Source organism: Thermococcus pacificus (genome assembly GCF_002214485.1).
In the GTDB taxonomy this organism is placed as follows: Archaea; Methanobacteriota_B; Thermococci; order Thermococcales; family Thermococcaceae; genus Thermococcus; species Thermococcus pacificus.
The window spans coordinates 692,259-704,668 of record NZ_CP015102.1; the positions used below are offsets into that span (position 1 = coordinate 692,259).

Annotated in this window: 16 protein-coding genes; 8 read left to right on the forward strand and 8 right to left on the reverse strand. The window is 55.5% G+C overall.

Annotated features, from left to right (window positions below):
- Positions 1 to 54: 54 nt before the first annotated feature.
- The 7 genes from psmA to A3L08_RS03885 all read left to right on the forward strand — a co-directional run bounded on the left by psmA (position 55) and on the right by A3L08_RS03885 (position 5,240).
- The gene (gene psmA, locus A3L08_RS03855) at positions 55 to 837 is read left to right on the forward strand and encodes an archaeal proteasome endopeptidase complex subunit alpha (RefSeq protein ID WP_088853779.1); all 783 of its coding nucleotides are present in this window, start codon (positions 55 to 57) and stop codon (positions 835 to 837) included.
- 11 nt (positions 838 to 848) lie between these two features.
- Positions 849 to 1,559, forward strand: coding sequence for a ribosome assembly factor SBDS (locus A3L08_RS03860; protein ID WP_088853780.1), 711 nt, complete (start codon positions 849 to 851; stop codon positions 1,557 to 1,559).
- The gene (gene rrp4, locus A3L08_RS03865) at positions 1,556 to 2,326 is read left to right on the forward strand and encodes an exosome complex RNA-binding protein Rrp4 (protein ID WP_088853781.1); all 771 of its coding nucleotides are present in this window, start codon (positions 1,556 to 1,558) and stop codon (positions 2,324 to 2,326) included. Before A3L08_RS03860 ends, rrp4 begins: the two co-directional genes overlap by 4 nt.
- Entirely contained in the window at positions 2,323 to 3,072 is a 750-nt protein-coding gene (rrp41, locus tag A3L08_RS03870) for an exosome complex exonuclease Rrp41 (RefSeq protein WP_088853782.1), read from the forward strand. Before rrp4 ends, rrp41 begins: the two co-directional genes overlap by 4 nt.
- A 1-nt stretch (position 3,073) precedes the next feature.
- Positions 3,074 to 3,883, forward strand: a complete 810-nt coding sequence (rrp42, locus tag A3L08_RS03875) for an exosome complex protein Rrp42 (protein WP_088853783.1) — start codon at positions 3,074 to 3,076, stop codon at positions 3,881 to 3,883.
- Between the two features lie 178 nt (positions 3,884 to 4,061).
- Positions 4,062 to 4,466 carry a cell division protein SepF gene (locus tag A3L08_RS03880; protein ID WP_088853784.1) on the forward strand — a complete coding sequence of 135 codons (405 nt, stop codon included), beginning with the start codon at positions 4,062 to 4,064 and terminating at the stop codon, positions 4,464 to 4,466.
- Between the two features lie 63 nt (positions 4,467 to 4,529).
- The gene (locus A3L08_RS03885; protein WP_088853785.1) at positions 4,530 to 5,240 is read left to right on the forward strand and encodes a ZPR1 zinc finger domain-containing protein; all 711 of its coding nucleotides are present in this window, start codon (positions 4,530 to 4,532) and stop codon (positions 5,238 to 5,240) included.
- Here A3L08_RS03885 and A3L08_RS03890 read toward each other — a convergent pair.
- On the reverse strand, positions 5,231 to 5,755 hold the full coding sequence (locus tag A3L08_RS03890; RefSeq protein WP_088853786.1) for an ASCH domain-containing protein: 525 nt from the start codon (positions 5,753 to 5,755) through the stop codon (positions 5,231 to 5,233). The genes A3L08_RS03885 and A3L08_RS03890 overlap by 10 nt on opposite strands.
- Before the next feature lie 57 nt (positions 5,756 to 5,812).
- Between A3L08_RS03890 and A3L08_RS03895 the strand changes: the two genes are divergently transcribed.
- The gene (locus A3L08_RS03895) at positions 5,813 to 6,223 is read left to right on the forward strand and encodes a hypothetical protein (RefSeq protein WP_088853787.1); all 411 of its coding nucleotides are present in this window, start codon (positions 5,813 to 5,815) and stop codon (positions 6,221 to 6,223) included.
- Here A3L08_RS03895 and A3L08_RS03900 read toward each other — a convergent pair.
- From A3L08_RS03900 to A3L08_RS03930, 7 genes are all read right to left on the reverse strand, one after another.
- Positions 6,210 to 7,220: a homoserine dehydrogenase gene (locus tag A3L08_RS03900; protein WP_088853788.1), complete on the reverse strand. Its 1,011-nt coding sequence runs from the start codon at positions 7,218 to 7,220 to the stop codon at positions 6,210 to 6,212. The two genes, A3L08_RS03895 and A3L08_RS03900, sit on opposite strands and share 14 nt — an antisense overlap.
- Positions 7,221 to 7,263: 43 nt before the next feature.
- Positions 7,264 to 8,109, reverse strand: a complete 846-nt coding sequence (locus A3L08_RS03905) for a CBS domain-containing protein (RefSeq protein WP_088853789.1) — start codon at positions 8,107 to 8,109, stop codon at positions 7,264 to 7,266.
- 83 nt (positions 8,110 to 8,192) lie between these two features.
- Positions 8,193 to 9,398 (reverse strand): sodium ion-translocating decarboxylase subunit beta, encoded by a 1,206-nt coding sequence (locus tag A3L08_RS03910; protein ID WP_088853790.1) that lies wholly within the window; start codon positions 9,396 to 9,398, stop codon positions 8,193 to 8,195.
- Positions 9,399 to 9,403: 5 nt separating this feature from the next.
- Positions 9,404 to 9,877 (reverse strand): acetyl-CoA carboxylase biotin carboxyl carrier protein subunit, encoded by a 474-nt coding sequence (locus A3L08_RS03915; protein WP_088853791.1) that lies wholly within the window; start codon positions 9,875 to 9,877, stop codon positions 9,404 to 9,406.
- 2 nt (positions 9,878 to 9,879) lie between these two features.
- Positions 9,880 to 10,266, reverse strand: a complete 387-nt coding sequence (locus A3L08_RS03920; RefSeq protein WP_394335136.1) for an OadG family protein — start codon at positions 10,264 to 10,266, stop codon at positions 9,880 to 9,882.
- A 9-nt stretch (positions 10,267 to 10,275) separates the two neighbouring features.
- Positions 10,276 to 11,844: a carboxyl transferase domain-containing protein gene (locus tag A3L08_RS03925; RefSeq protein WP_088853792.1), complete on the reverse strand. Its 1,569-nt coding sequence runs from the start codon at positions 11,842 to 11,844 to the stop codon at positions 10,276 to 10,278.
- Positions 11,845 to 11,975: 131 nt separating this feature from the next.
- Complete coding sequence (locus tag A3L08_RS03930; RefSeq protein WP_088853793.1) at positions 11,976 to 12,407, reverse strand: translation initiation factor IF-2 subunit beta; 432 nt, start codon at positions 12,405 to 12,407, stop codon at positions 11,976 to 11,978.
- Between the last annotated feature and the right edge of the window lie 3 nt (positions 12,408 to 12,410).

The window sequence follows — 12,410 nt, forward strand, 5'->3', positions numbered from 1 at the left end:
TTGACTGGGAAGAGAGTAGGAGAAATGACGATAATCCTTTAGAGGTGATGTAAAATGGCGTTTGTACCACCACAGGCCGGCTACGACAGGGCTATTACCGTTTTCAGCCCTGATGGAAGGCTTTTCCAGGTGAACTACGCGAGGGAGGCAGTGAAGCGCGGAGCCACCGCTGTCGGCGTCAAATGGAAGGACGGCGTCGTCCTCGCGGTCGAGAAGAGGATAACCAGCAAGCTCATAGAGCCGAGCAGCTACGAGAAGATATTCCAGATCGACGACCACATAGCCGCGGCTCCGAGCGGCATAATAGCCGACGCCCGCGTTCTTGTCGACAGGGCCAGACTTGAGGCCCAGGTCTACAGGCTTACCTACGGCGAACCCGTCCCGCTCACCGTTCTGGTGAAGAAGATATGCGACCTCAAGCAGGCCCACACCCAGTACGGCGGTGTGAGGCCCTTCGGTGCCGCCCTCCTCATGGCCGGCGTCAACGACAAGCCCGAACTTTATGAGACGGATCCGAGCGGTGCATACTTCGAGTGGAAGGCCGTTGCAATAGGAAGCGGAAGGAACGTGGCTATGGCCATCTTCGAGGAGCACTACACCGACGACATAGACAGGGAAGGCGCGGTAAAGCTCGCCATACTGGCCCTCGCCAAGACCCTCGAAGAGCCGAGCGCGGAGGGGATAGAGGTAGCATACATCACCACCGAGGACAAGCGGTGGAAGAAACTGTCAAAGGAAGACATCGAGAAGTACCTTGCTGAAATCCTCGAAGAGGTCAAGGAAGAGGAAGTCGAGGAGAGGGAAGAGGACTACTCCGAACTCGACCAGAACTACTGAGGTGACGGGCGATGCCCATAAGCGTTGATAAGGCCGTCATCGCCCGTCTGAAGACGCACGGTGAGACCTTTGAGATACTGGTCGACCCATACCTTGCGAAGGACTTCAAGGAGGGCAAGGAAGTCCCGATAGAGGAGATTCTTGCCACTCCCTACATTTTCAAGGACGCCCACAAGGGTGACAAGGCCAGCGAGCACGAGATGGAGAAGATATTCGGCACCAGCGACCCCTACGAGGTCGCCAAGGTTATTCTCCGCAAGGGTGACGTCCAGCTCACAGCCGAACAGAGGAGGCAGATGCTTGAGGATAAGAAGCGATACATAGCGACGGTGATACACCGGCACGCCGTTGATCCGAGAACCGGCTATCCCCACCCCGTCGACAGGATTCTCAAAGCAATGGACGAGGCTGGGGTTCACGTTGACCTCTTCAAAGATGCAGAAGCGCAGGTTCCGGGGGTCATCAAAGCTATCAGACCGCTCCTCCCGATAAAGCTGGAGATGAAGGTCATCGCCGTCAAGATACCGAGCGACTACGTGGGCAAAGCCTACGGAGAGGTTAGGAAGTTCGGGAACATAAAGAGGGAGGAGTGGGCCAGCGACGGCTCGTGGATGTTCCTCATTGAGATCCCCGGAGGAGTTGAGGAGGAGTTTTACGAGAAGCTTAATGCCCTTACAAAGGGCAGTGCCATAACTAAACTTATAGAGAGGAAGGGGTTATGAAGAGGATTTTTGTTAAGCCAAGGGAGCTTGTGGTTCCTGGGACTCTGCTTGCCCAGGGGCCTTTTAAGAACGGAAGAGGGACCTTCAGGGAAGGCAACAGGATATACTCCACGGTCGTGGGGCTGGTCGAGGTCAGGGGAGACGCCATAAGGGTCATCCCGCTTGAGGGCCCTTACATGCCTGAGGTGGGAGACAACGTCCTCGGAAAGATAGTGGACGTCCGCTTCTCAAACTGGGTCGTTGACATAGGCGCACCCTACGAGGCCAGCCTGCGCGTTCAGGATGCCACAGAGGAGCGCATCGATCTCATGAAGACCGACCTGAGGAAGATATTCGACATAGGCGACATAATCTACGCCAGGATAAAGGGCTACAACGAGATAAACCAGATAGACCTTACCACGAAGGGCATGCCCTTCCACGGCGGCCCGCTCAGGGGCGGTCAGCTTGTAACAATAACGCCCTCCAAGGTGCCGAGGCTCATCGGCAAGGGCGGTTCGATGATAAACCTCATCAAGAAGCTGACCAACACGCGCATAATAGTCGGCCAGAACGGCTGGGTATGGGTCAGCGGAAAGAACGATGAACTTGAGAAGCTCGCGATAGAGGCCATCCTTAAGGTCAACAGGGAGAGCCACACCCAGGGACTCACCGACAGGATCAAGGAGCTCCTCACCACTAGACTTCAGGAGCTCAAAGAGCAGGGAGTTATTGAGGAGATACCGCAGATTGAGGAACCCAAGAACGGAGAGGGTGAAGGAGAATGATGGGCAGACCTGAGGGTTTAAAGCTCATAGACGAGAATGGAAAGAGACTTGACGGGAGAAAGAAGTATGAACTGAGGCCCATTAAAATGGAGGTCGGCGTGCTCAAGAACGCCGACGGTTCTGCCTACGTTGAGTGGGGCAAGAACAAAATTTTGGCTGCTGTCTACGGTCCAAGGGAGATTCACCCCAAGCACCTCCAGAGGCCTGACAGGGGGATTCTCAGGGTTCGCTACAACATGGCCCCCTTCAGCGTCGAGGAGAGGAAGAAGCCGGGACCGGACAGGAGGAGCGTTGAGATAAGTAAGGTCATAAGGGGAGCGCTCGAGCCGGCTCTCATGCTCGAGATGTTCCCGAGGACAGCGGTGGATGTCTTCATTGAGGTTCTCCAGGCCGACGCTGGAACCCGCGTCGCCGGCATCACAGCTGCCTCCCTGGCGCTCGCCGACGCGGGCGTCCCAATGAGGGACCTCGTCGCAGCTTGTGCCGCCGGAAAGATAGACGGGGAGATAGTCCTCGACCTCAACAAGGACGAAGACAACTACGGCGAGGCGGACATTCCAGTGGCTATAATGCCGCTCAAGAACGACATAACGCTCCTCCAGATGGACGGCTACCTCACCAAGGACGAGTTCGTCGAGGCCGTGAGGCTGGCAATCAAGGGAGCCAAGGCCGTCTATCAGAAGCAGCGCGAGGCACTCAAGGAGAAGTATCTCAAAATAGCCGAGGAGGTCGGTGGAGGTGAGTGAGATGGAAGTCATGGCAGGGATCATGCGCGACAGGATCCTCGAGCTCCTCAAGGACGGCAGGAGAATAGATGGGAGAGGTCTAGAGGATTACCGCGACCTCGAAGTTAAGGTCAACGTCATCGAGAAGGCCGAAGGTTCCGCCTGGGTCAGGCTCGGGGACACCCAGGTTCTCGTCGGCATAAAGGTTGACATGGGCGAGCCTTTCCCTGACCTCCCTGACAGGGGTGTCATAACCACCAACGTCGAGCTCGTCCCGCTTGCTTCACCGAGCTTTGAACCGGGCCCGCCGGACGAGAACGCCATCGAGCTGGCGAGGGTCGTCGACAGGGGCATCAGGGAGAGCCAGGCCGTTGAGCTTGAGAAGCTCGTCATAGTGCCGGGCAAGCTCGTCCGCGTTGTCTTCATAGACGTCCACGTTCTCGACCACGGCGGCAACCTCCTCGACGCGACCGGAATAGGCGCCATAGCTGCCCTCCTCAGCACCAAGATGCCGAAAGTGAGGTACAATGAGGAGACCGACGAGGTCGAGGTTCTCGACGAGTACGAGCCCCTCCCCGTCAGGAGGCTTCCCATACCAGTCACGTTCGCTAAGATCGGGTCCAACCTGCTCGTGGACCCAAGCCTTGACGAAGAGATGGTCATGGACGGCAGGATAACCATCACCACCGATGAGAACGAAATGATATCCTCCGTCCAGAAGGGTGAAGGGGGAAGCTTTAAGCTCGAGGAGGTCATGTACGCCGTTGACACTGCCATCAAGAAGGCGGCGGAGCTCAGGGAGAAGGTTCTTGAGGCCGTCAAGGCCGGGTGATCCTTTTCCTTTTGGTGATTTTTCTTTGTCCTTATGGGCCTCTGCTCATTCCAGTACCTGCTTTTAAAACCCTTCATTCCTATTGTGGTTGAGTTTGCAGATGATGGATTTCAGAAAGAGATATAAACACCAATTCCCAAAATAATCCAGCCCTTACGATTAATTGGGGGGAATAGTCATGGGGTTGTTTGACAGTCTCAAGAAAAACGACACAAAAACCAAGCCGGCCAGGAAGCCTCCCGCGGCCGTTAAAAAGGAGGTTTCTGCTTCCAGGCGTGACATCGATGTAGTCCCTCTCGAGGAGGATGTTCTTGCTAAGGAGATAGTGAAGCCTCAGATACGCTACCTGAAGAAGATAGTCGTGACCAGCTACGCAGACCTTGAGAGGATCTCCGAGGAGCTCCAGAGCGGCAACATCGTTCTCGTCGACCTTACCCCGCTCGAGGTCAAGCCCGAGGTTCTCGAGAAGGTGGCGGAACAGCTTAAGGGCATGGTCAACGCCCTCGGCGGCCAGGCCGCTAAAATCTGCAAGCACGAGATAAAGCTGATCCTCGTCCCGTCGGACATAAGGATCGCCAAGTGATTTTGCTTTTCTCCCCCTATGAATTTATAAGGGGAGCTCGGTTCTATTCTTTGGTGGTGTGAGATGACTGAGAAGCGCGAGAAGGAGCTAAAGCCGGATGACGTTCAGGTCATATCCCTCGGCGACTGCCCGATATGTGGCGGGAGGGGGACTCTGAAAGCCATCCAGTACGTTCACGACATCCCCTACTTCGGTAAGGTCATGGAGAGCACGATAATCTGCGAGAAGTGCGGTTACAGAAACGCGGACGTCATGATACTCGAGGACAGACCGCCGAAGCTCTACACGGTCAAGGTTGAGGAGGAGAAGGACCTCTTCACAAGGGTCGTGAGGAGCAAGAGCGGGACCATAGAGCTGGACGAGATAGGCGTCAAGATAGAGCCTGGACCAGCGGCAGAGGGCTTCGTCACCAACGTTGAAGGAGTCCTTGAGAGGGTTCGCGAGACCCTTCTAATGACCAGGCACTTCAAGGAGCAGGAGGGCGACGACGAGGCCGTTAAGAAAGTGGACGAGATCATGGACTACATCGAGAACGTTAAGGACGGAAAGAAGCCCCTAACCATCAGGATAATGGATCCCCTCGGAAATAGCGCGCTGATAGGCGAGAAGGTCAAGAGCAGGCTCCTCACGCAGGAGGAGATAGACTCCCTCAGTCTCGGCCCCTACGTGAAGGTAAATCCGGAAGAGTTTGAGACCGAGGGAAATTCAGAGGGTTCAGAAAAATCCGAGGATTCCTCTGAGAAAAAGCCCGGAGAAGAGGCCTCTCAGAGGTAAACCACTTCTCTCGTCAGGAGGTCCTCTATCAGGTTTTTCACCCACTCCTTTCTCGTCCTCCTCGAGAGATGAATTATTCCCTCCACATGGATACCGTATCGCTCCTTCATTTCTTCCCTGCTCATGGGTTCCTTGAATAGGAAGGGTCTCTCTATGGTAAAGGCGTAGCCGTATTCTCGTATGTATTCTCCAAGCCACTTCTTCCCATTCTCGCCGTGAACGAGGGTTAAGCCGCTCGTCTCCTTCGTCATCTCCCACAGTGTATCTAAGTCGGCTTTGATAACCTCCCCCACCTCGAAGCCGCCGGCTATCGTTCCCCTCTGGGTCAGGGTCTGCTCTTCGTGGAGGCCGAGCCTTCTGAGGGTATCGCGAAGCTCGTAGGGATTGCCCCTCGCGACGTAGAGGAAAACGAGGTCTCCTTCCTGAAAAGCACGGCTCTTCCGTATCTCCACGGTCTTGAGGCCCCGGAATATTAGTTCAGCGTAAACCTGGTGGAGCGCTATGACGTGCTCCATGCTTTCACCACCAAGGGCTCGAAAAAGGATTAAAAAGGGTTATGGCCATCTGTTGCTGTGAAGCTCGAGAAAATCACCCTCAGGAACGAATTGTTCTGGAAGACTGGTGTGGCATATTTGGTTCTGTCGGTGGTACTGCTTGCGGTTGAAGTGATGAGAGGGGACACTTTGTTCTCGCTGCCCAATGTCTTTGTTGGGGTCGTCTTTATTGTTATGGCCAACAGATTTCGTGCAGTTAAACTTGAGTGCGATGCGGAAACGTTTTTCCTTATCCCGGATTACTCGACCTCATCCGTCATTCTGAAGGACTCCGGTGGGCAGGTTTTCCTCAAGAGGTCCTTTCCCCTTTTTGAGGCGGAGGAGATAGAAACTCCGTGTGGGACGGTAAAAATTCAGGCCATTACTCACCGATTTGGAAAAATTGAGCTGGTCATATGGAAGGAAAACAAAAAGATCACCCTCCCGTGATAGTGAGAGCAGCCTTCACAATATCGCTCACAACCCCGCTGGCGGTTTCTTTCAACCCTGCACCAGCTCCTTTTATCACGAGTTCCCCGAGGAGGTCGGTCCATATCACCGCCGCGTTCTCGTGGCTCTCCACTGACAGCGGACTATCCAGCGGCACCTCCTTCGGCTCGACGGTTATGTTTCCCCTCTCGACAGTTGCGACCAGCCTTATTGTTTTTCCTTTCTTCCTGGCTCTCTGGACTTCTCCCAGCGTTATCTCGGCTATGCCCTTTACCCTCGCATCGTCGAAGGTTTTCGGTCCAAAAGCGACGCAGTGCAGAATTGTGGCCTTGTAGCCGGCGTCTATGCCGAGTATGTCCCCGCTCGGATCCCTCTCGGCTATTCCAAGGGATTGGGCCTGCCTCAGCGCCTCCTCGAAGTGGAGCCCCATCTCCATCCTGCTTAGGATAAATGTTGTCGTCGCGTTCAGAACGGCATCTATCCTCTCGACGGTGTCCCCGAGGAAGTTCTCGCGAAGAAGGCCAATGATCGGTGTCCCGGCCATCACCGTCGCCTCAAAGAGGTAGGGAACGTTTCTCCTCTCCGCCTCACCAATAAGTTTCGCGTAGTGAAAAGCCAACGGCGGCTTGTTGCTGGTTATGACGGCCTTCCCTTCCCTGAGCGCGGTGAGGTGCCACTCATGGGCGTTCTCCACGTTGGTTACGTCGATAACGATATCGGCGTCAATTTCCTTAACTGCTTCCTCGGGAGTGAGATTGTAGACCTCATAGTCGTTTGTCCAGGAAGAAAGCTTTCCAAAGGTCTCCTTTACCAGGAGGGCTTCCCTGAGATCAACGCCCTCGGGGAGCCAGAGCGTTCCGCTCGTGTCCGATATGCTGACTACTTTAAAGTCCATTCCATAATTTTCCCGGAAGAGCTTTCCCTTCTCGACGAGAACCCTCGCCACGGCGCGTCCGACGTTGCCAAAACCGAAGAGGGAAACTTTAACCTCCCTCACCAGTACCACCGCTAAGAAGGGGAGAAAAGGGGTTTAAAAACGCTCACTTGTTGAGGATTACCTTTATGATGTCCATGTCCCTGACGATGCCGACGAGCTCGCCCTCTCCTCTGATGACGGGCAGCTGCTCGATGTGGTATTGCACCATCTTCTGGGCAACGTCGTAGACGCTCATGTGTGGTGTGGCCACCACAACGTTTGGATTCATTATTTCTCCCACAGGTTTCTTGGGAAGCTGGAGCTCGGCCTTCTCGAAGAGTAAAGTGGGGTTACTCTCGAGCATCCACTCCTCTTCACTCAGTGCTGCTAGCGAGGTCTGCTTCATAATGCGGACGACTTCACTGTCCTTGAGGAGGTCTGTCTCGTCCACCATGCCAACGAGGTTGCCTTCGTCGTCTATAACCGGTATTGCCATGGAGTTGGAGAGTAGAAGTGCCTTGAGAGCGGCTTTTAGCGGTGTTCCCCTCCACACCACGCCCACGTTTCTCTGGTAGTACGGCTCTATGGTAACCTCCTTGAGCTTTTCGTTTTTCGCCAAGTAGCGCCTCACGATGTCTCCAACGGTCAGTATGCCGAGAACGCGGTTCTCATCGTCAACGACAATGACGCGTCTGTAGTCCATCTCGAGCATGGCACGGACTGCCTTCTTGAGGTCATCGTCAGGCTTGACAACTGGAACGTCCCTCCTTATGAGCATGGCAAGCTGGTCCTCGTCTGGATGGAGGAGAACCCTCTTTATGCTTATGATGCCCACGAGGGATTTGGTGTTCTTGTTGATGACCGGGAATGACCTAACCTTGTGCTTCCTGAAGAGTTCGAGGGCGTACTCCCTCGTGGCCGGAAGCTCTATGACCACTGGATCCTTAGTCATCAAAGTCTTCACACGCATTTTCTTCACCACCGCTTTAAGTTAAAGCGTCCTCCTCCTATTTTAAGCTTTTCATTTGAAATTTGGCAAAAAGTTGAGAAGGGTCAGCCGAGAACGGCAAGGAAAACACCTGCGGCAACGGCGGTTCCAATAACTCCTGCGACGTTCGGCCCCATGGCGTGCATGAGGATGAAGTTCCCTGGGTCTTCCTCACTGGCTATCCTCTGGACAACCCTGGCGGACATCGGAACTGCGGAAACTCCAGCGGCGCCTATCATCGGGTTGATCCTTCCTCCGGAGAGCTTCATCATTAGCTTTCCGAAGAGCACTCCCCCGGCGGTGGCGCTGGCGAAGGCCACTATACCGAGGCCGAGGATCATGAGGGTCTGCGCTGTGAGGAAGCTGTCGGCGCGCATTGTGGAGCCAACGCCGAGTCCGAGGAAGATCGTGACGATGTTCATGAGCTCTTCCTGGGCGGCTTTACTTAAGCGCTCGACGACGCCGCTCTCCCTGAACAGGTTGCCAATCATGAGCATTCCAACCAGCGGAGCGGCGCTGGGGACGAGGAGGCCGATGACGATCATGGCAACTACTGGGAAGATAATCTTCTCGCGCTTTGAGACCGGCCTGAGCTGCTCCATCCTTATCTTCCTCTCCTCCGGGCTGGTCATTGCCCTGATGATCGGCGGCTGTATCAGCGGAACCAGGCTCATGTAGGAGTAGGCAGCAACCGCTGTCGCTCCCAGTATCTCCGGTGCGAGCTTCGTCGTCAGGTAGATGGTGGTCGGCCCGTCGGCACCGCCGATGATGCCTATCGAAGCCGCCTGGTCCAGGTTGAAGCCGAGCGCCAGAGCGGTGAGCATCGCTATGAAGACACCTATCTGAGCCGCCGCGCCCATGAGGGCCGTCTTTGGGTCTGCTATCATTGGACCGAAGTCGGTCATCGCACCCAGCCCGAAGAATATCAGGAGCGGCACGAGCTCAGTCCTGATGAGGGTGTAATAGATTATGTCGAAGATTCCGGGCGGCCCGTACTGCTGGTTCAGGTAGCTGAGCGTGGAGAAGATGTTGTCCGCTATGTGTTCGGGTAGGTTTGGCGCCACCGGCCAGTTGGCGAGATGTCCCAGGGGTATGTTAACGAGCACCGCGCTTATTCCTATCGGGAGCAGCAAGAGGGGCTCCATCTCGTAGCGGATGGCCAGGTAGACGAGGGCCAGCCCCACAAGTATCATGACCACGTTGCCCCACGTGAGGTTGAGGAGCCCCATGCCCTGGAAGAACGTCACTATTGATCCTACGAGTCCAGCCATGGTTCTCACCCGAGCTCTATTAGGGCCTGTCCGGTGTCTACGGTGTCGCCTTCCTTCACGAGAATCTTCTTGACCACACCATCCTTTGGCGCTGGAATCTCGTTCTCCATTTTCATAGCCTCAAGGATGAGTAACCCCTGGCCCGTCTTTACTTGCTCCCCCTCTTTGACGAGTATTCTCAGGATTTTTCCTGGCATCGGCGCTGTGACGACGCCCTCACCAGCCGGGGCTGGGGTCGGTGCTGCAGGGGCGGCTGGGGCAACTGGCGCTGGAGCAGGTGAAGGAGCACTTGGGGTGGCAGTCGGGGCAGGAGTTGAAGCCTGAACAGGTGCACTTAGAGCTTCAAAGTCTATCCCAAGCCCCTTGGCCTCGACAGTGTATTCCTTGTCCTCAAAGCTTACCTTAAACCTTCCTCCCGGGAGTTCCTCAACTTCAACCTCGTATTCTATACCATCAACGATGACTTTGACCTTGGCCATTTTCACCACTTCCCTATCTCGTAGTTGAAGTCCTCAACATCTTCCATCTGAGTCTGAAGGCCGTAGAGGCGCCAGGAATCGGAAATCTTCCTCTTAAACGGCAGGGGCCTGAGCTGGCTTGCCTTCTCGGCGGTGTAAGCCAAAACCGCCGCGGTTATGACCGCGAGGTCCCTCGGCGGTATGGCCGGCTTCTCCTCTTTCGCCTCAGGTGCGGGGGCTGGAGTGGATGCTGGAGAGGGGGCGGTCTTGGCCTCCTTCTCCACGAGCCTCCTCTCTGCCCAACCTACGGCGTAGAGGACCACCGCGAGTATGGCCAGCACTGTGAAGACTATCGTAACGCCCAGCACGGTTAAGTTAAGCCCTTCCATGAACTCCGCCATAGTCGTCATGCTAACACCTCACAGCGGTATGTTGCCATGCTTCTTCGGTGGAAGCTTGACGCGCTTGCTCTCCAGGGCCTCGAGAGACATGATTATCTTCGCTCTTGTCTCGGCTGGATCGATGACGTCGTCGATGTAGCCCCTTGCCGCGGCAACGTACGGGTTGGCGAACTTGTCGCGGTACTCCTTGATTTTCTGCTGGCGAACCTCCTCCGGGTTCTCTGCCTGAGTTATCTCCTTCCTGAATATGATGTTCGCGGCTCCTTCCGGCCCCATGACCGCTATCTCCGCGGTGGGCCACGCGTAGACGAAGTCGGCACCGAGGTGCTTGCTTCCCATCGCGAGGTATGCTCCGCCGTAGGCCTTCCTGAGGATGACTGTCACCATCGGGACGGTCGCTTCAGCGTAGGCGTAGAGGACCTTGGCACCGTGCCTGATGATTCCACCGTACTCCTGCTGGGTGCCCGGCAGGTAGCCGGGAACGTCGACGAGTGTAACTATCGGGATGTTGAAGGCGTCGCAGGTTCTCACGAAGCGCGCTATCTTGTCCGAGCTGTCTATGTCAAGAACGCCCGCGAAGTGTATCGGGTTGTTGGCGACTATACCAACTGTCTGTCCGTTCATCCTTCCGAAGCCAACAACAGCGTTGGGGGCGAAGTACGGGAGAATCTCAAGGAAGTCCGGGTTTCCGTTCTCGTCCCTATCGACTATCTCGTAGATGACCTGCCTCACGTCGTAGCCCTTGTTCGGGTCATCCGGGACGATGCTGTAGAGGTTCTCGGTCTTCCTGAACGGTAAATCGTTCGTCTTAACCCTCGGCGGCTTCTCCATGTTGTTTGACGGCAGATAGCTCAAGAGACGCCTTATGAGAGCCAGAACCTCCTCGTCGCTCTTCCCTATGAGGTGGGCCTGACCGGAGCGCTGGGCGTGGACCATCGCTCCACCGAGCTGTATCGGCGTAACCTCGACGCCGGTAACTGCCTTAACGACCTGTGGGCCAGTGATGAACATGAAGCTGGCCGGGTTGTCCACCATGAGGATGAAGTCACCGATGGCAGGGCTGTAAACTGCTCCGCCGGCACATGGACCCATAATAGCTGTAATCTGCGGAACCACACCGCTCAGAAGGGTGTTCATCTTGAATATCTCGCCGTAGCCCTTGAGCGAGTCAACGCCCTCCTGAATTCTGGCCCCTCCAGAGTCGTTGAGGCCGATAACCGGGGCGCCGGCTTCGAGGGCAAGCTCCATGACGCGCTTTATCTTCGCCGCGTGCATCTCACCGAGCGAACCGCCCATGACTGTAAAGTCCTGGGCGTAGACGAAGACGAGCCTTCCGTCGATGGTTCCGTAGCCGGTTATGACGCCGTCTGCGGGCAGTTCCTTCTTGTCGAGACCGAACTCGGTGCCGCGGTGCTTCACAAACGCTCCAATCTCGACGAAGCTCCCAGGATCGAGGAGCTTCTCAATCCTCTCGCGGGCGGTTAGTTTTCCCTTGGCGTGTTGCTTTTCGACGGCCGTTTCGCCGCCCATTTCGAGAACTTTCCTCTTCCTTTCATACAGTTCGTTGACCTTTTCCTCCATGCTCATAAGAACTCCCCCTCAGTGGCTTGATGCGTGGCACTTGTAGTTTGTAAAGTTTAAAAGGGTTTTCAAAGCCGCGAGATGAACAGAAGAAGGGATGTATACAGTAGTCCAGAGAAAAAAGGAATGGAGGTGGCTCAGATGTGCTGTATCGGAGTTTCGGCTCCACAGGCCTCACACTTGAGGAAGTGGAAGCGGCCCTTCTTGATGATCTTGGTGTCGGGACTTCCGCAGACAGGGCAGATGACGAACTCCTTGAGGTACTTCTTCATCTTGTTGGCTATGAGGTAGGGCGTAAAGCGTCCCTGAAGTATGACGCGCCTCCCCTCGAGCGTTCCAGCCGTTGCCACCTCACGCAGGATGAACTTGAGCAGGTGGCTCGGGTCGCGGTTCATAGCCTCGGCTATGTCCACGAAGTTCTCTATGATTGTCCTGTTTCCAGCTATCGTAACCTGGGCTGGCGGGACCTCAAAACGTGAAGCGTGATGCTTGACGTTCTCCGGGAGTTCCTCGTAAGCCTTATCGAGGAGTCCTTCGAAATCGTAAAAGTCAACCTTCTTCTCGCTCATGCT

Coding starts and splice junctions, on each gene's coding strand:
- psmA (WP_088853779.1), top strand. CDS start 55: ATGGCGTTTGTACCACCACAGGCCGGCTACGACAGGGCTATTACCGTT.
- A3L08_RS03860 (WP_088853780.1), top strand. CDS start 849: ATGCCCATAAGCGTTGATAAGGCCGTCATCGCCCGTCTGAAGACGCAC.
- rrp4 (WP_088853781.1), top strand. CDS start 1,556: ATGAAGAGGATTTTTGTTAAGCCAAGGGAGCTTGTGGTTCCTGGGACT.
- rrp41 (WP_088853782.1), top strand. CDS start 2,323: ATGATGGGCAGACCTGAGGGTTTAAAGCTCATAGACGAGAATGGAAAG.
- rrp42 (WP_088853783.1), top strand. CDS start 3,074: ATGGAAGTCATGGCAGGGATCATGCGCGACAGGATCCTCGAGCTCCTC.
- A3L08_RS03880 (WP_088853784.1), top strand. CDS start 4,062: ATGGGGTTGTTTGACAGTCTCAAGAAAAACGACACAAAAACCAAGCCG.
- A3L08_RS03885 (WP_088853785.1), top strand. CDS start 4,530: ATGACTGAGAAGCGCGAGAAGGAGCTAAAGCCGGATGACGTTCAGGTC.
- A3L08_RS03890 (WP_088853786.1), bottom strand. CDS start 5,755: ATGGAGCACGTCATAGCGCTCCACCAGGTTTACGCTGAACTAATATTC.
- A3L08_RS03905 (WP_088853789.1), bottom strand. CDS start 8,109: ATGCGTGTGAAGACTTTGATGACTAAGGATCCAGTGGTCATAGAGCTT.
- A3L08_RS03910 (WP_088853790.1), bottom strand. CDS start 9,398: ATGGCTGGACTCGTAGGATCAATAGTGACGTTCTTCCAGGGCATGGGG.
- A3L08_RS03915 (WP_088853791.1), bottom strand. CDS start 9,877: ATGGCCAAGGTCAAAGTCATCGTTGATGGTATAGAATACGAGGTTGAA.
- A3L08_RS03920 (WP_394335136.1), bottom strand. CDS start 10,266: ATGACGACTATGGCGGAGTTCATGGAAGGGCTTAACTTAACCGTGCTG.
- A3L08_RS03925 (WP_088853792.1), bottom strand. CDS start 11,844: ATGAGCATGGAGGAAAAGGTCAACGAACTGTATGAAAGGAAGAGGAAA.
- A3L08_RS03930 (WP_088853793.1), bottom strand. CDS start 12,407: ATGAGCGAGAAGAAGGTTGACTTTTACGATTTCGAAGGACTCCTCGAT.